Here is a 15,830-nt window from a genome sequence, read left to right on the forward strand (position 1 = left end):
ATGACCGCTTCACCGCAGATTTCCCTGCGCGACCGCGCCCGCGGCTCCCTCGCCGGGCTCGCCATCGGGGACGCCATCGGCCGCCCCGTCGAGGGGCTCTCCGCGACCCAGATCCAGGAGCAATACGGCCGGGTCACCGGTTATATCGACGATGAGCCCGCGGGCAGCGACGATACCGAATATGCGCTGCTCACCGCCAAGACCGTGCATCGGGTGGGGCTCGGGGCCTCGCGCCATGATTTTGCCGAGACCTGGCGCGAGGATGTGCTGCCGCAGGCCGATGATTTTAAGGGCGGCGGATTTAGCGAGATGGCGGCGATTGATAACCTGCGCCGCGGGATCGAGCCGCCCCTGAGCGGCGATCACGTGCACGCCTGGAGCGATGGCCTCGCGATGCGTGTGGCCCCGCTGGGTGTGGTGGCCAATGGTGACCGCGCGCTGGCGGCCCACCTGGCCACCGAGGACGGCGTGGTTAGCCACAGCGGGGAGGGGGTTCTTGCCGGGGTGGTGGTATCGGTGGCCGTGACGATCGCGATGACCGGCGGCAGCGCCCGCGAGTGCTTCGAGGGTGGCCTCGCGGCCATTCCCGAGGATTCCTGGACCGCGCGCAATCTGCGTGATGCCCGCGACCTGGTGGACTCGGGCCTCGAGCCCGATGCGCTTGCCGTGGCCCTGCACGACCGCCTGGCCGTGGTGGATTATTTCTGGGCGGATATCGCCCCCGAGGCCGTGGGCCTGGCCATGGCCTCGGTGCTGCACGGCAATGGTGCCTTCGCGGAGAGCATGCTCTTTGCGGTGAATATGGGGCGCGACGCGGATACCACGGCGGCCATCGCGGGCTGCATTGCCGGGGCCATCTCCGGCGCCGATTCCTTTCCGCGCGAGTGGCTCGACGGGCTTGCGCCCGTGGTGGGCTCGTGCATCCGCTCGGTAGCGGGAATCCACCCCCTGGACGCCGCCGAGGATCTCGTGCGCCTGATTGAAAGTGAAGCAAAATGAGTGCAGACGTGATCGGAAACCTGGTGCGCGGGATGGGTGCGGGGGAGGCCGCGGGCTGGATGAACGCCGATTTCCGCATCTTCTCGCTCCCCGCCAAGCGCGTGAACCGGCTGCGCATTCTCTCCAAGCTCGGCGATGATGATCGCACCACGATTGTGCCGCGGCCGTTTGCCCATGCCACGCCGCCCGCGGCGCTGCACCCGGGTGCGGGGGATAACCTCGAGTGGTTTGCCTTTACCCTCGCGGGGCATCGCGCCACCGCGGGGACGGGATCGCGGGACCTGCTGCATGCCGCCTGGATTGATCTTGCCGAGCGTCCCGAGCCCGTGCGCTCGCGGATCGGCACGCGCCTGGCCCTGACCAATCTGCGCAATGGGCTCCGCCCGCCGCAATCGGGTCACGATAATGCGCATTATTTTGACGATATTGCGATGTCGCGTGCGCTCGCCGCCGTGGTGGAATATGCGGGCAACGAGGAGGAGATCCTCGCCGCCACGGTGGCCGATGCCGAGGTCACCCACTCGCTGGATGGCGTCTGGTGTGCCCGCGGAACCGCGCTGCTGTTCTCGCGGTTGCTCGCGGGGGATGCCCCGGCCGAGGCCGCCGCGGTCGCGGCCGCCTCGCTTCCGCCCGAGACCTGGAGCGCGCGGATGGCCGCGGGCGCTCTGGAGATCGCCGCTGGCAGCGCCGGGCCGCTGGATCTGGCCCGCCGCCTGAGCACCGAGCTGGGGGACTGGGTATATAGCTATCCGGTGACCGCGCCGGAGACGTTTGGATTCCTGCTGGCCCACGTATCGCGGGCCCAAAACGCGGAGTCGCTGCTGCTCGGGGCGCTGGCCCAGGGGCGTAACGCGGCCTCGCTGCCGGCGCTCGTGGGGGCTGCCGCGGGTGTGCTCTACGGCGCCGAGTGGACGGCCCGGGACCTGGGCGTGGAGGAGCTGCGCCTGACCGGGCTGTGTGTCCCGGAATACGCGGGACGCGCGATCGCGGAGTTCCTGCCCGCCGCCTAGCATCCAGAACAACGGGGAGGCGTGGACCACGAGGGTCCGCGCCTCCCCGTTGTGGGTCTCGCGTGCCCGCGCGGCGGGCCGTTGTGAGTCTCGCGTGGCCGCGCGGCGGGGAGGGCCGATAGTATCGGGGGGAGCCCCGTGCGGGGCGATCAGGGGCGCGGACGGAGGCCAGGATGACGGGGCAGACCGGCGAGCGTAAGCGCGGGCGACCCACCGCGAGCGAGCGCGAGGAGCGCCGCGAGATTATTCTTGATGCCGCCGTGGCGCTTTTTCTTGACGAGGGCTATGGGCATGTCAGCGTGGACGCGATTGCCGAGCGCTCGGGGGTCACCAAGCGCACCCTGTATATCTATTTTGGCGATAAATCCGAGATTTTTGCCGCGGCCGTGGGGCGCCTGCACGATCGGGTGATTCGGGAGGCCGAGGACCGCGCCGAGCGCCTTCCCGAGCTCTCGCGTCGCATCGTGCGCACCCTGCACTCGGCGGAGGCCGTGGCCCTGCACCGGCTGGTGATTGCCGAATCCGGCCGCTTCCCCGATCTGGCCGCGGCGTTTTATCGGGCCGGCCCCGAACGCTATCGCGCGCTGCTGGCCGAACGCCTGATCGCCACCGCGGGCTCGGGTATCGCCCGCGAGGCGCTCGCCGAGGCACTGTTCTCCCTGCTGCTGGGCGAGGCCCATCGCCGCCGCCTGCTGGGGATCCTCGGCCCGATCACCGATTCCGAGGTTGCGCGGCATGCCGATGCGGCGCTGCGTGTCCTGGGCCTGGGCGAGGGCCGGCCCTAAACCACCCGCGCTTCCCCCTCCTGTCCGGAGGCCTTCCTTTTCCCCTATTATGCCCGGCCCGATCATCGGGGCCGCGGCCTCGTATATGGGTTATCCGGCCTCCCTGCCGTGGCAATATTTGGCGTCTTTCCGGTAATTTCTCTTCTCCGCCTTGTTGTAAACCATAAAATGGAACTAAAGTGGTATCGGTTTACTAATCAAAGGAGATCCCATGACCACGCCCGTGATCGTTAACGCACGTTTTTTCCCCCGCGCGGGGCAGGAGGCGGCCCTGGTCGAGGCCCTCATCGCGGCGATCGCCCCGGTCCACGCCGAGGCGGGCTGCGAGCTCTACGCCCTGAACTCCCATGACTCGGGCGAACTCCTGATGATCGAGAAGTGGAGCAGCGCGGATCTGCTTGATGCCCATGCCGCCGGTCCCGCCGTGCGGGATCTGGATGCCGCGATCGCCCCGTTCCTTGCCCGCCCCGTCCTGGTTGAGCGGTTCACAGCCGTGCCCGCGGGAGATGTCCGGCTGGGCGCGCTTTAGGCCCTCGCCCCGGCCCTTCCCCCTTGCGGCACCCTCCCGCCGCCCCACCCGATCCGCACTCGCGCCTCCGGGCCCCTGTTCCTCCCCGTTTGACCCCGCAAAGGAGCGATCATTCACGATTCATCCCTCATTGCCCGCCTGCTCGGGGGCCTCGACAAGATCGTCCAGATTCTTGTGGCCGTCCTCCTGCTTCTGATCGCGTTTGCGGTCTGCTGGCAGGTTTTTGCCCGCTATGTTTCCTCGGCCTCCTCCGCCTGGACCAGTGAGCTTGCGTCGATGGCCTTTGTGTGGCTCGCGATGTTTGCCATTGCCCTCGGCGTGCGTCGCGGACGCCATATGAAGCTCGATATCTGGGAGTATCTGCCCTATCGACGCTGGCTTATTCGCACGATCGATACCATCGCCGCGCTGGGCGTCGCCGTGGTGCTGGTCCTGCTGATCTGGTTTGGCTTTGAAATGCTTGGCCCCGCCTTTCGCCGCCTCCAACCCGGGCTCGGAATCTCGTTTGGTTGGGTATCGCTTGCCGTCCCGGTGGGATGCCTGGTCAGCCTGATCTTTGCCATTGAGGCCTGGTGGAAGGTATTCCATGCCCCGCGGGATACCGATGTTCTGGCCGCACCCATCCTCTTCCAAAAATCCGAGGCCACACAGCCCGCTACCGAGGGAATCTAACCGTGGGTATTTCACTATTGGGGAATTTTTTCCTCGCGCTCCTGGCCCGAATCCCCGTGGGCTTTGCCCTCGCCCTGGCCTCCTTCATCACGCTGTGGATCATGTCCGATGTGCCCCTGACCGTGGGTGCGCAGCGCGTGGTCGCGGGCATGACGCCGTTCCCGCTCCTTGCGATTCCGCTGTTTGTGCTCGCCGGTGGGCTCATGAACGCCGGGGGAATCACCAAGCGCCTCCTGAATCTCGCCGATGCCGTGGTGGGGGGAATGCGCGGCGGCCTGGCCCAGGCCAATGTGCTGTCCTCGCTGATGTTTGGTGGCATTTCGGGATCCGCCGTGGCGGACGTATCGAGCTTTGGTCGAATCCTGATCCCCGCGATGAAGCAGCGCAATTACACCGCTGCCTTCTCGGCGGCCGTATCCGCCGCGGCCCCCGTGGTCTCGCCGCTGATGCCGCCGAGCATCGCGATGATCGTCTACGGCGTGGTGAGCGGTACCTCGATCGGTAAGCTCTTTTTTGCCGGGCTGATCCCCGCCTTCCTGTATATCGCGCTGCTGATGATCACGGTGCACCTCGTGGTGCGTAAGCGCGGATTCACGGATGAGGCGCTGCTTGAGGCCAAGGGAGACCTGTCCCGGATCGGGAAGACCGCCCCCGCGGACCGACCGCGGTTCTGGCGTTCGCTCTATGAGGCCATCCCCGCCCTGCTGATGCCCGTGATCATCCTGGTGGGAATCCGGTTTGGAATCTTCACCCCCACCGAGGCGGCCGCCGTCGCGGTGCTGTACTCACTCATCGTGGGGGCATTCCTCTACCGCGAGTTGAAGATCAAAAATCTGATTCACTCGCTCGTGGATTCCAGCATGGTGGTGGGTCTGATCATGCTTGTTTTGGCCGCCGCGCAGCTCTATTCCTGGGCCCTGACCCAGGGGCGGGTCCCGCAGGCCCTGGCCAATGGCCTATTCTCGGTCACCGAGAACCCCCTGGTCTTGCTCCTGCTGATTAACGTGCTCCTGATCGTGATCGGTATGTTCCTCGAGGCCAATGCCGCCGTGATTATTCTGACCCCGATCCTGTTCCCGCTCGCCATCGAGATGGGGGTGGACCCCGTGCATCTGGGTGTCATCATCGTGGGTAACCTCGGCATCGGCCTGATCACCCCGCCCGTGGGACTCACCCTGATGCTCTCCGCGGAGATAGCGCGGGTGAATATGGTGAGCGCGATTCGCGCCGTCTGGCCGTTCCTCATCACCTCGGGTATTTTCCTCCTGCTTATTACGTATATCCCCCAGATCTCGCTCTGGCTGCCCGGCTGGCTTATGCCCTAGCGGCCGCCCGCGCGCGATCATTCATCCCCTGTAATACCCCTACTCACAAAGGAGTGATTATGAAAATCACAAAAATCGTTCTTGCCGGTCTCGCGGCGGGAACCCTCGTTCTGACCGGATGCTCATCGGGATCCCCGGAGGCCGGTTCCGGCGGGGAAAAAAAGATTACGCTCACGCTGGGTCATGCCGGCAATGAGACCGATGCCCGGCAGGTGGCCGCGACGCGCCTTAAGGAGATCGTGGAGGAAAAGAGCGGCGGCGATATCACCGTGGAAATCTACGCCTCCTCAACCCTGGGCACGTGGGAGGAAATGATCGAGGGCCTGCAACTGGGCACCACCGATGTGGTGATCGAGTCGATGCTGGCCGTGGAGTCCTATACCGATCTTTCGGGTATCGAGACCGCACCGTTCCTCTACGACAGCCAGGAGGACTTCTTTAAAGTCTGGGATGGTGAACTGGGCACGGAGATTAAAACCGCGGTGAGCGAGGCCTCGGGATATGAGCTGCTGGGTAATCTCTATCGCGGCCCGCGCGAGCTGAATACCAAAAAGCCCGTCACCACGCTCTCCGAGCTGCAGGGCATGACCATCCGCACGCCTTCGGCCCCGACCATGCTCGCGACGTGGAAGGAGCTCGGGGCGCGCGCCGAGGCGATGCCCGCGAATGAAACCTATTCGGCGCTGGAATCGGGTGTTCTGGATGGGCAGGAGAACCCGCTGGACTCGATCCTGTTCACCAGCATGTACGAGGTAGCCCCGAATATTAACCTCACGAGTCACGTCTACGCGAACTATCACTTCATCATGTGGGAGGACTATCTCACCGGGCTCCCGGAGGATGCCCAGAAGATTATCCGCGAGGCGGCCGAGGTTGTGGGTGGGGAATACTCGAAGACCACGGTGGATAGCGCCAAGAAGTACCGCGAGGATCTTGAAAACGGTGGGGCCACGTTTAATAAGATCACCGATCGTGAGCAGTGGGTGGAGGCCGTGAAGCCCATCTATGGCACCCTCGCCCCGCAGGTTCAGCAGTGGATCACGCAGATCCAGGACGGGCAGTAGCGCACTAGAAACGGGCCCCGGTTGATCATCAACCGGGGCCCGTTTTCTTTTTGTTTAGTCGCGTGGGGGCGTGCTGCCGCGGGGAGGGGCCGTGCTGCCGCGCTCGATAAATTCGGCCTGCACCAGGAGGTTGGTGCGCCCGCGCTCGCCGGCTGTGTTAAGCGCAAGCTCGATGCTATGGGCTGCAAGCATCTCGGTGGGCTGCTTAATGATGCTCAGAGCCGGGGTGAATAATTCGGTCCAAGGGTCGTCATCAAAAACGATCACGGAGAGGTCTTCGGGGATGCTCAGCCCGGAAAAGGCCAGCCGGCGCAGGCTCGGAATGACCTGGGCGGTATTGGCGATGATCAGCGCGGTGGGCCGCTGCGGCAGGCTCAGGAGGGCGTTGACCGCATCGGAGCCCTGGTCGCCGCGGAAGGGGATATGCCGGATGAGGCTCTCGTCCACGTCGAGGCCGTGCTCGCGCAGGGTCTGCCGATAGCCCTCGGTGCGGGCCCGTCCGGTGCTGGTAGTGGTGGGGCCGGAGACAAAGCCGATGCGGGTATGTCCCAGCGAGACCAGGTGGGCGGTGGCTCGCCGAGCGGAAAGATCGTTATCGATGCCCACGCTATCGGCGAAGTCCACACCCTCGATGGTGCGATCCACAAAAACGACCCGGGTATTGAGGTCATCGAGCTTTTCCCAGGCGGCGCGGTTGGTTGAGGTGGGGGTGGCGATGACCCCGGCGACGCGCCGCTCGTACAGGGTGTTCAGGCACTCTTCCTCGAGGTGCTGATCCTCCTGTGTGGTCATCAGGAGAACGTTCACTCCGCGGGCCCGGGCCTCCCATACGATTTTATCGGCGAGGCGCGCAAAAAAGGGGTTTGCCACATCCGCGAGCATGAGGCCCAGCGTGGTGGTTCCCGGGCTCTTCAGCTCGCGGGCGGCGGTGCGCGGGCGATAGCTCAGCTCCCCGATGGCCTGCTGCACGCGCAGCTTGGTATCCGGGGCCACGGGGCCGGATCCCGGGTTGAGGACGCGGGAGACGACCGCGATCGACACGCCCGCGCGCTCGGATACATCCCGGATGGTTGCTGGTTTCGCCAATTCTTTCTCCTCGCTCTATCCCCGCGGTGAGGCGGAGCGAGAACGAGTCTAGCGCGTGTAGTAAAACGTTTACAGAAAATCGCTATGTAACAAAAGTGGTATCGGTTACACTTTTCATGAACACACGTTCAGAACACAGATCTACTACCCCAGACAGGACCCCGCAATGAACCTCCATGCACTCCTAACCGACCGCGAAGAAGCGGGTCGCCCCATCCGGGTGGGACTCATCGGTGCCGGACGCTTCGGAACCATGTATCTCGCCCAGGCCCGCAATATCCCCGGCATTCACGTGGTGGCGATTGCCGATATTAATACCGAGCGCGCCCGCGGCGCACTCGCGCTCGTGGACTGGCCCGCCGAGGCGATCGCCGAGAGTATCCCCGAGGCCCTCGCCGCGCGCTCCACCACGATCGTCGCCGATTCGGGTGCGCTCTTTGGTTCGGATATCGACGTGATTGTGGAGGCCACCGGAAATCCGATCATCGGCATCCGTCACGCTCTCGCCGCGATTGCCCAGAAGCAGCACATCATCATGGTGAACGTCGAGGCCGATGCCCTCGCCGGGCCCGCGCTGGCCCGCCGCGCACAGGAGGCCGGAGTGGTCTACTCGCTCGCCTATGGCGATCAGCCCGCCCTCATCTGGGAGCTTGTGGACTGGGCGCGCACCTCGGGCTTTGACGTGGTCTGCGCGGGTAAGGGTGCGAAGTACCTGCCGCACTATCACGAGATGAACCCCGATAACGTCTGGGAGAACTGGGAGTTCTCCAAGGAACTGACCGATTCCGGCCAGCTCAACCCCTATATGCACACGTCGTTCCGCGATGGCACCAAGGCCGCGATCGAGATGGCCGCGGTGGCCAATGCCGCGCGCCTTAAGCCCTCCGATTCGGGGCTGACCTTTACCCCCGGCAACCTCGAGGAGATCGCGACCATTTGCCGCCCCGAATCCGTGGGTGGTGTTCTGGAGGTTTCCGGAACCGTGGACGTGATGTCCAGTGTCACGCGCGACGGCGAGTGGATTGATCACAATACCCAGGAGGGCGTATTTGTGGTGGTCAAGGCGAATAATGATTATGTCGCGAGCTGCTTTGCCGAATACCCCTGGCACCGCGACCCCACCAATCAGTACGCGGCGCTTTATCGCCCGTATCACTACGTGGGGCTGGAGCTGAATATCTCGATCGCCAATGCCGTGCTGCGCGGGGTGCCCACCGGTGCGCCCGTGGGATTTTATGCCGATGTGGTTGCCACCGCGAAGAAGGATCTCGCCGCCGGGGATATTCTCGACGGCGAGGGTGGCTATACCGTCTGGGGCAAGCTCATCTCCGCCCAGGCCTCGGTGGACGCCGGGGCGCTGCCCGTGGCGATGGCCCATCACGTGGTGCTGAAAAACCCGATCGCCAAGGGGCAGATCGTGCGCTGGGAGGATGTGGTGATCGATGAGAGCCTGAGCGAGGCCATCACGCTGCGCCGCGAGACCGAGGCCCTGGTCTCGGATACCTTCCTCGAGGTTTAGCCGCGGTGGGTATTCGGGACACGGTATCGATCCTCGGTCTGGGCGCGATGGGATTGCCGATGGCGCGCAATGCCGAGGCCGCGGGATTTGACCTCACCGTCTGGAATCGCAGCCTCGCAAAAACGCTCGAATTTGCCGGGCGCGGAACGCGGGTGGCCACCGACCCCGCGGGGGCGGCGGCCGATATCGTCCTGACCGTGCTCCCGGATCTCCCCGATGTGCGCGCCGTTGTGGAGGGGCCGCGCGGGCTTCTCGTGGGGTGGCGCGAGCGCGGTGCGGAGGCCCCCATTCTTGTTGTGATGGGTACCGTCTCCCCCGTGGCGCTCGCCGCATATGCCGCGGAGCTCGCCGCGGAGGGGGTGCGGGTGGTGGACGCACCCCTGAGCGGCGGCGTCCGCGGGGCCGAGAGCGGCCGGCTGAGCATCATGCTTGGCGGGGAATCCGCCGATGTGCGGCGGGTTCTTCCGGTCTGCGCGGCGATGGCGACTACCGTGCGGCATCTGGGGCCGGTGGGCTCGGGGGAGTTGGCCAAGGCGTGTAATCAGATGATTGTCGCCGCCACGGTGGCCAGTATCTCGGAGGCGATGGTATTGGCGCGCTCCGCCGGTCTTGATATTGCGTCGCTGCTGGAGGTGCTCTCGGGGGGATTGGCATCCTCCGAGGTGCTTGCGCAAAAACGCGAGCATTGGCTCCATGAGCGTTTTGAGCCGGGTGGTCGCGCGGATTATCAGCTTAAGGATCTGAATTTTGTGCGCGAGGCCGCGCGTGAACGCGGCGTGGATCTGGTGGTGACCGAGGGCGTGCGTTCGCTCTTTGAGCGGGTTGTTGACGCGGGTGAGGGTGGCGAGGACCATACGGTGGTCTATCGCACGATTCAGCGCGCATCGCGCGCCTAGATTTGGCGGCGTAGGGGGCGGCGATTCCGGAGGTTCCGGGATCGCCGCCCGTGTTTTTCCCCGGGTTCCGTTGGTTCCGTATCCCGCGATACTTAATGATACGATTCAGTGTCATTAACGAGGGGGTGTGTCGCTTCCCCGCGGCGCGCCCCAGGAAATGGGCCTCACGAGGGTTCGCCGAGAGGAAAACTACGATGGCAGCACGCGCACATACCCCGGATAAATCCCGCCCCAAACGCACACCCGAGGAGGCGGGCTCCCCGCCGGGCGCCCTCGAGGACTATCGGCAGATGCTCCTGATTCGGCGCTTCGAGGAGCGCAGCGCCCGCGCCTATACCGAGGCCAAGATCGGCGGCTATTGCCACCTGAACCTCGGGGAGGAGGCCACCGTGGTGGGCCTGATGTCGGCCCTGCGGCCCAGCGATTATCTCTATACCAATTACCGCGAGCACGGCTATGCGCTTGCGCGCGGAATCGAGCCGGGACGGATTATGGCCGAGCTCTACGGCCGCTCGGGTGGCGTCTCGCGCGGCTGGGGCGGTTCGATGCATATCTTTGATCGCGAGGCGCGGCTGCTCGGAGGTTATGGAATCGTGGGTGGCCAGATCCCGCTGGCCACCGGCGCGGCCCAGGCCATCCACTATCGCGGCGGCGATGAGGTGGTGATGTGCCTGATGGGTGACGGCACCACCAATATTGGGGCGTTCCACGAATCGCTGAATATCGCGGCCCTCTGGGGCCTGCCGATCGTATTTGTCGTGATTAATAATCGCCTCGGAATGGGCACCACCGTGGAGCGCTCCTCCGCGGAACCCGAACTCTATCGCCGCGCCGCCGCCTATCGGATGCCCGCCGAGCGCGTGGACGGCAATGATCCCGAGGCCGTCCGGGCCGCCGCCGAGCGGGCCATTTTAAGCGCCCGCGCGGGCACCCCGTTCCTCCTGGAAACCCTGAGCGGCCGGCTGCGCGGACACTCGGTGGTGGACCCCGCCGTCTATCGCGATGCCGGGGAGGTGGCCGCGCTGCGCGAGGCCGATCCGGTGGCCGGTCTGCGCGCGCGCCTGCGCGAAACCGGGGTCTTGGACGACGCGGCCGATGCCGCCCTCGAGGCGGAGATCGCGGGCATCGTGGCGGCGGCCGTCGCGAGCGCCGAGGCGAGCCCGCCGCCCGCCGTGGACACGCTATTTGACTATACCTATGCCACCGCGGTGGCCAATGATTCGCGGAGGCTACCGGGCGAGGCCCTGTATCCGGCCGCCCCGATCCCCGGAGCCCACGCATGAGTGAGATGACCTACCGCGAGGCGCTGCGGATGACCCTGCGCGAGGAAATGCTGCGCGATGAAGACGTGTTTTTGATGGGGGAGGAGATCGGGGTATTTGAGGGCTCCTATAAAATCACCCAGGGCCTGCTGGCCGAGTTTGGTGAGCTGCGCGTGCGCGATACACCGATCGCGGAGGAGGGGTTCACCGGGGCCGCGATCGGCGCCGCGATGCTGGGGCTGCGGCCGGTTGTGGAGATCATGACCATTAACTTCTCCCTGCTCGCGCTGGACCAGATCGTTAATAACGCCGCCAAAATCTATGGCATGTTTGGCGGCCAGACCAGTGTGCCGCTGGTGATCCGCACGCCCGGCGGCGGCGGGCAACAGCTCGGCGCCACCCACTCGCAAAATATCGAACTCTTTTATGCGTTTATCCCCGGCATGAAGGTCGTAGCCCCGAGTACCCCCGCCGATGCCCGGGCGCTGCTGATGGCCGCGATCCGCGATGACGATCCCGTGCTCTTCCTGGAAAACCTCTCGCTGTATAACACCCGCGGCGAGGTCCCGGAGGATCTGGAACCCGCGGAGATCGGCCGCGCCCGGATCAGCCGCGCGGGTGCCGACCTCACGCTGATCGGCTATTCGCGCACCGCCGCGGTGGCACTCGCGGTGGCCACGCGCCTGGCCGAGTCCGAGGGGCTGGATATCGAGGTAATCGACCTGCGCAGCCTGCGCCCGCTGGACCGGCCCACCCTGATCGCCTCGGTCCAAAAAACCGGGGCCGCCGTGATCATCGAGGATGATTGGCTCACCTATGGGATCGGGGCCGAGCTGGCCGCGACCATCTCCGATGGGGCCTTTGATTATCTCGACGCGCCCGTGCGCCGGGTGGCCATGGCCGAGGTGCCGCTGCCCTATGCCGCCGAGCTGGAAGCCGCGGCACTCCCCTCCGAGGCGGACCTGGAATCCGCCATCCACGATACCCTCGACGCCGTGGGACGGCGTCGCCAGACCCCGGGAGAAACCCGTGCTTAGCATCATGATGCCCCGCCTATCCGACACGATGACCGAGGGCGCGATCGCGCGCTGGCTCAAGCACCCCGGGGACACGGTGGCCGTGGGGGATGTCCTGGTCGAGATCGAGACCGATAAGGCCACGATGGAGCTGGAGGCCTATGAGGCCGGCACCCTGCACCGCCTCCTCGTGGAGGAGGGCACCGTGGCCGAGATTGGCACGCCGATTGCGCTGCTGGACGATGGCTCCGGGCCCGAATTGCCCGGCCCCGTCGCGGGGGAGGCCGCGGCCCCCGCAGCGGCTGCCCCCGCGCCCGCCGCGAGCCGCAGCGATGGGCGCGGCGTCCGCCCGCCGGCGAGCCCGCTCGTGCGCCGAATCGCGCGCGAGGAGGGGCTAGATCTGAGCGCCTTGCGCGGGAGTGGCCCGGGCGGACGCATCATCCGCGCCGATGTGGAGGCGCTGCGTGCCGCGCCCGGCGCGGAGCCGGCGGCCGAGCCGCTGCCGCCCCTGATCCCGGAGGCGGCCGATTTCCGGCAGCCCACGCGGGTCCCCTTTGACGGCGTGCGCCGCGTGATCGCGGCGCGCCTGGCCCAGAGCGCGCGGGATATCCCGCATTTCAGCGTGACGGTCATCGCGGATGCCGGAGCCCTCCTGGAGGTGCGGGCCCGGCTGAACCAGGGTCGGGAGGAGGCGGGCCGCCCGCGTATCGGGGTAAACGATCTGCTGCTGCGCGCGAGTGCCCTCGCGCTGCGCGCGCACCCCGGGGTGAACGCCTCCCATGATCCCGAGGGGGGAGGCGCCACGCTGCTGCATAGCGCTGTGAATATCGGAATCGCCGTGGCCGCACCCGCGGGACTTGTGGTCCCGGTGATCAGGGACGCGGATATCCGGGCGCTGGACTCGCTGGCCGCCCTCTCCCGCGAGCTGATCCGGGCGGCCCAGGATCGCACGCTCACCCCGGAGCGGATGGCCCACGGCACGTTTACCGTGAGCAATCTGGGCATGTTTGGTGTGGCCCATTTTGATGCGATTATTAATCCGCCCCAGGGCGCGATCCTCGCGGTGGGGGCGATTCTCGCGGAACCCGTGGTGCGCGCGGGGGTGGTGGTTCCCGGGGAGCGGATGCGGCTCACCCTCTCCGCGGATCATCGCATCATCGACGGTGCGCTTGCCGCCGAGTTCCTGGCGACCCTGCGCGGCCTCGTTGAGGACCCCTGGCGGCTCCTCGGCTAGGCGACAGGGCGCATTAAAAATCCCGACATACCCCCCGTCCGGGTGGCAGATTACAAGTGTTAGTGATTAGATATAGCGACGGACAAAACAGTCCAACGCTTTATCTCTGTCGGGCCGGCTCGGGGCTGTGGTGCCTAGGATCGGTCCGATGGGTGGTCAGCAATCCCCTCTCCGTGCTCCGATTTTCCGCACGGTGCCCCCTCGCCGGCAGCGCAATCTTGTCGAGCGGGGGAGGGGAGATCACCCGGTACTCTCCGCCCGGGTCCGGGCCCCCTTGCCCGGGTACGGAACCGCGGACAGTACCACGGAGGGGGCCCGCCGCGCCGGTTATGGCGGAGCGGGCCCCCTTCTCTATCGATCAGTGTGTATGCGCCGGGTGCGCCCGCCTCCGGAGCAGAAGCGCTCCGCCGAGAAGAAGCAGCAGCGCCGCGCCCAGGGCCGGGGCGATATCGCCGAGCGAGGTTCCGGTGGCGGAGAGCCCCGTCGTTCCGGCGCCGGTCGGGGTGAGAAGCGCGGGGTTCACCAGATCAACCTGCACGGTGCTCTCAGCGCGAATCGCGACGGTGGCCGTTGCACCCTGAGCCACCCCGGCTATCCGGAACTCCGGTGCGCCCCAGGCAATGGCCTCCCCCGAGGCGGAGGTCATCGCGGCGGTGGGTGCCTCGTGGAGTGTCACGAGGGTTCCCGCGGGCAGCCCCTCGAGTACCGCCGAGCCATCCCGGGCGAGGGTCAGGGTTCCGGTGCTGGTGCCCTCCCCGGCGGGATAGCTATAGCCCACGGTGAACGTGGATCCCGGGGCGAGGGACGCGGTGTTTAGCCCCGTGACCGTCTTGGTAATGCGGAGTCCGCCGCTGCCGGGCTCCAGCGGAAGCAGGCTGTTGATCAGCAGAATGTTGATGTGTGCATCGGCGATCACGGTGACCGTCGCGGTGCCATCGCCGTGGTCCACCACGCCGTTGCCCTGGAATAGCGGAGTATTCCAGGGCAGCGCGGTGGCGCCCTCGGGCGGCTGTTCGCTCAGGGTGACCTCGGTGCCCGCGGGAAGGTTATTCAGGGACTCCGGTGCGGATCCCGGGATGAGGGTGAGGACGCGGGTTTCGGCCACGCCAAAGCGGGTGAACTCGGCGCGCACCGTATATCGGATATCGGCGGGGGCCCCGCCCAGGACGCGCTTTTCCAGGGTGATGCCGCCGCGCGGGATGCCGGATCCGGTTCCGCCGCCGGTCTCGCTGAGCGTGACAACGCCGGTGCGCTCGATGCCGTTAAAGCTTGCGCTATTGGAAAAGGTATCTCCCGGGAAATGGGGCACCGCGATGCGGGTGTGATAAAAGACCTCATAAAACCGATTGGGGTCGATGGGGCCGGGGATGCTCACCCTAAACTCGTGGTTCTCCGGGTCGAAGGTCACGGTGGCGGTGGTGATCGGGTCCCAGATATTCGCCTCCCAGGCCTCCTGTGTTCGGGGCATCGAGTGCACCAGGAACGGGAAGCTTGGGTTATCGCTGATCAGTTCCAGGTCATTGGCATAAACATCGCGGATCACCAGGTCACCCGCTCCGCTGACCTGATCCCCGGGCGCCACGAGCTTCCAGGCGATGACGTCCTCATTGCCCGGCACCACAAAGCCGCCCTTTTGTATCTCGGTGGGCATCGGGGAGGGGCGGGGGACGATTCCCGTTCCGCCGGGAAGCGGGATCGCGACGCTGCCGCTTTCCAGGCCAAAAACCACGGTGGTGCTCTCCGTCACGGTGACCGCGTTCACGATAAACCAGAGTTTCCCCGCCACGAAGTCGCGGCCGGCCACATAATCGGAGAGGATGCAGTCGATGCGGGCGGGGAGGGGCAGCTGCGCGGGAACCGCGGTGCAGGATCCGGCCGGCTGGAGGGACGTGGTTTCCAGGGGGAAGGGGTCTCCGCCGTTGACCTGAAACTCGAGGGGAAGCTGCAGGGAAAATACATCGCCGGGTTGTGCGGAGGCATCAACGCTCCAGTCCGCATCCACGCGTAGCGTGTCATAGAGCATCACCGGGGGTACCCCGCCGGAGGTCTGTGTGATCCTGATGCTTCCGGGGGTGATGCCCTCAAGCTGCGTGGCGCTCGCCGGGGCACTCAGCCCGGCGAGGGCGAGGAGGGAGGCAAGCCCCAGCGCAAGTGCACCGCCGAGCCGCGAGCGTCGCGGCCGCGGAGGGCGTGACGGACGTGCGTGTGAACGTGTATTCATTTTTCCCCTTATCAGGGAGCAACACGAGTCCCGTGTGCCCCTCTCGGCGGGAGCCCACAGACCGCCCCGAGCCGCCGCTTCCTATTTCACACCCGCCGTCACCGGGGGTGTATCCCCTTGTTCACACCACGCAGATATCAGGTGGTATGTCACTGTATTGTAGGCGCACCCCGTGAATTTCGTGAGGAATTTTCCGGCGCCGATGGCCCGCC

14 protein-coding genes are annotated in these 15,830 nt (G+C 66.0%); 12 read left to right on the plus strand and 2 right to left on the minus strand.

The annotated features are described in order from the left end of the window. From KXZ72_RS12450 to KXZ72_RS12480, 7 genes are all read left to right on the plus strand, one after another. The gene (locus tag KXZ72_RS12450; protein ID WP_226081252.1) at nucleotides 1-999 is read left to right on the plus strand and encodes an ADP-ribosylglycohydrolase family protein; all 999 of its coding nucleotides are present in this window, start codon (nucleotides 1-3) and stop codon (nucleotides 997-999) included. Beyond that, on the plus strand, nucleotides 996-2,009 hold the full coding sequence (locus tag KXZ72_RS12455; RefSeq protein ID WP_226081253.1) for an ADP-ribosylglycohydrolase family protein: 1,014 nt from the start codon (nucleotides 996-998) through the stop codon (nucleotides 2,007-2,009). The genes KXZ72_RS12450 and KXZ72_RS12455 overlap by 4 nt, the downstream gene beginning before the upstream one ends. A gap of 173 nt (nucleotides 2,010-2,182) precedes the next feature. Beyond that, complete coding sequence (locus tag KXZ72_RS12460) at nucleotides 2,183-2,794, plus strand: TetR/AcrR family transcriptional regulator (RefSeq protein ID WP_226081254.1); 612 nt, start codon at nucleotides 2,183-2,185, stop codon at nucleotides 2,792-2,794. 211 nt (nucleotides 2,795-3,005) lie between these two features. Beyond that, nucleotides 3,006-3,323 carry a putative quinol monooxygenase gene (locus KXZ72_RS12465; protein WP_226081255.1) on the plus strand — a complete coding sequence of 106 codons (318 nt, stop codon included), beginning with the start codon at nucleotides 3,006-3,008 and terminating at the stop codon, nucleotides 3,321-3,323. A 174-nt stretch (nucleotides 3,324-3,497) separates the two neighbouring features. Next, a complete protein-coding gene (locus tag KXZ72_RS12470; protein WP_226081256.1) occupies nucleotides 3,498-3,995 on the plus strand; it encodes a TRAP transporter small permease in 498 nt (165 codons plus the stop codon). A gap of 2 nt (nucleotides 3,996-3,997) precedes the next feature. Then, entirely contained in the window at nucleotides 3,998-5,320 is a 1,323-nt protein-coding gene (locus tag KXZ72_RS12475; protein WP_226081257.1) for a TRAP transporter large permease, read from the plus strand. A 59-nt stretch (nucleotides 5,321-5,379) separates the two neighbouring features. Further along, nucleotides 5,380-6,384: a TRAP transporter substrate-binding protein gene (locus KXZ72_RS12480; RefSeq protein WP_226081258.1), complete on the plus strand. Its 1,005-nt coding sequence runs from the start codon at nucleotides 5,380-5,382 to the stop codon at nucleotides 6,382-6,384. A 54-nt stretch (nucleotides 6,385-6,438) separates the two neighbouring features. Here KXZ72_RS12480 and KXZ72_RS12485 read toward each other — a convergent pair whose 3' ends face one another. After that, nucleotides 6,439-7,470, minus strand: coding sequence for a LacI family DNA-binding transcriptional regulator (locus tag KXZ72_RS12485; RefSeq protein WP_226081259.1), 1,032 nt, complete (start codon nucleotides 7,468-7,470; stop codon nucleotides 6,439-6,441). A gap of 166 nt (nucleotides 7,471-7,636) precedes the next feature. On the opposite strand from KXZ72_RS12485, the gene KXZ72_RS12490 reads away from it, so the two are divergent. From KXZ72_RS12490 to KXZ72_RS12510, 5 genes are all read left to right on the plus strand, one after another. Further along, the gene (locus tag KXZ72_RS12490; protein WP_226081260.1) at nucleotides 7,637-8,989 is read left to right on the plus strand and encodes an NAD(P)H-dependent oxidoreductase; all 1,353 of its coding nucleotides are present in this window, start codon (nucleotides 7,637-7,639) and stop codon (nucleotides 8,987-8,989) included. 5 nt (nucleotides 8,990-8,994) lie between these two features. After that, nucleotides 8,995-9,885: an NAD(P)-dependent oxidoreductase gene (locus KXZ72_RS12495; RefSeq protein ID WP_226081261.1), complete on the plus strand. Its 891-nt coding sequence runs from the start codon at nucleotides 8,995-8,997 to the stop codon at nucleotides 9,883-9,885. A 194-nt stretch (nucleotides 9,886-10,079) separates the two neighbouring features. Then, the gene (gene pdhA / locus KXZ72_RS12500; protein WP_226081262.1) at nucleotides 10,080-11,168 is read left to right on the plus strand and encodes a pyruvate dehydrogenase (acetyl-transferring) E1 component subunit alpha; all 1,089 of its coding nucleotides are present in this window, start codon (nucleotides 10,080-10,082) and stop codon (nucleotides 11,166-11,168) included. Further along, nucleotides 11,165-12,184 (plus strand): alpha-ketoacid dehydrogenase subunit beta, encoded by a 1,020-nt coding sequence (locus KXZ72_RS12505; RefSeq protein ID WP_226081263.1) that lies wholly within the window; start codon nucleotides 11,165-11,167, stop codon nucleotides 12,182-12,184. The genes pdhA and KXZ72_RS12505 overlap by 4 nt, the downstream gene beginning before the upstream one ends. A gap of 4 nt (nucleotides 12,185-12,188) precedes the next feature. Further along, nucleotides 12,189-13,397 (plus strand): dihydrolipoamide acetyltransferase family protein, encoded by a 1,209-nt coding sequence (locus tag KXZ72_RS12510; protein ID WP_226081264.1) that lies wholly within the window; start codon nucleotides 12,189-12,191, stop codon nucleotides 13,395-13,397. 358 nt (nucleotides 13,398-13,755) lie between these two features. Here KXZ72_RS12510 and KXZ72_RS12515 read toward each other — a convergent pair whose 3' ends face one another. After that, nucleotides 13,756-15,618, minus strand: a complete 1,863-nt coding sequence (locus KXZ72_RS12515; protein WP_226081265.1) for a DUF5979 domain-containing protein — start codon at nucleotides 15,616-15,618, stop codon at nucleotides 13,756-13,758. Nucleotides 15,619-15,830 lie beyond the last annotated feature (212 nt).

This window comes from Mycetocola spongiae (assembly GCF_020424085.1).
Lineage (GTDB): Bacteria > Actinomycetota > Actinomycetes > Actinomycetales > Microbacteriaceae > Mycetocola > Mycetocola spongiae.

Coding starts and splice junctions, on each gene's coding strand:
- KXZ72_RS12450 (WP_226081252.1), top strand. CDS start 1: ATGACCGCTTCACCGCAGATTTCCCTGCGCGACCGCGCCCGCGGCTCC.
- KXZ72_RS12455 (WP_226081253.1), top strand. CDS start 996: ATGAGTGCAGACGTGATCGGAAACCTGGTGCGCGGGATGGGTGCGGGG.
- KXZ72_RS12460 (WP_226081254.1), top strand. CDS start 2,183: ATGACGGGGCAGACCGGCGAGCGTAAGCGCGGGCGACCCACCGCGAGC.
- KXZ72_RS12465 (WP_226081255.1), top strand. CDS start 3,006: ATGACCACGCCCGTGATCGTTAACGCACGTTTTTTCCCCCGCGCGGGG.
- KXZ72_RS12480 (WP_226081258.1), top strand. CDS start 5,380: ATGAAAATCACAAAAATCGTTCTTGCCGGTCTCGCGGCGGGAACCCTC.
- KXZ72_RS12490 (WP_226081260.1), top strand. CDS start 7,637: ATGAACCTCCATGCACTCCTAACCGACCGCGAAGAAGCGGGTCGCCCC.
- pdhA (WP_226081262.1), top strand. CDS start 10,080: ATGGCAGCACGCGCACATACCCCGGATAAATCCCGCCCCAAACGCACA.
- KXZ72_RS12505 (WP_226081263.1), top strand. CDS start 11,165: ATGAGTGAGATGACCTACCGCGAGGCGCTGCGGATGACCCTGCGCGAG.
- KXZ72_RS12510 (WP_226081264.1), top strand. CDS start 12,189: ATGATGCCCCGCCTATCCGACACGATGACCGAGGGCGCGATCGCGCGC.
- KXZ72_RS12515 (WP_226081265.1), bottom strand. CDS start 15,618: ATGAATACACGTTCACACGCACGTCCGTCACGCCCTCCGCGGCCGCGA.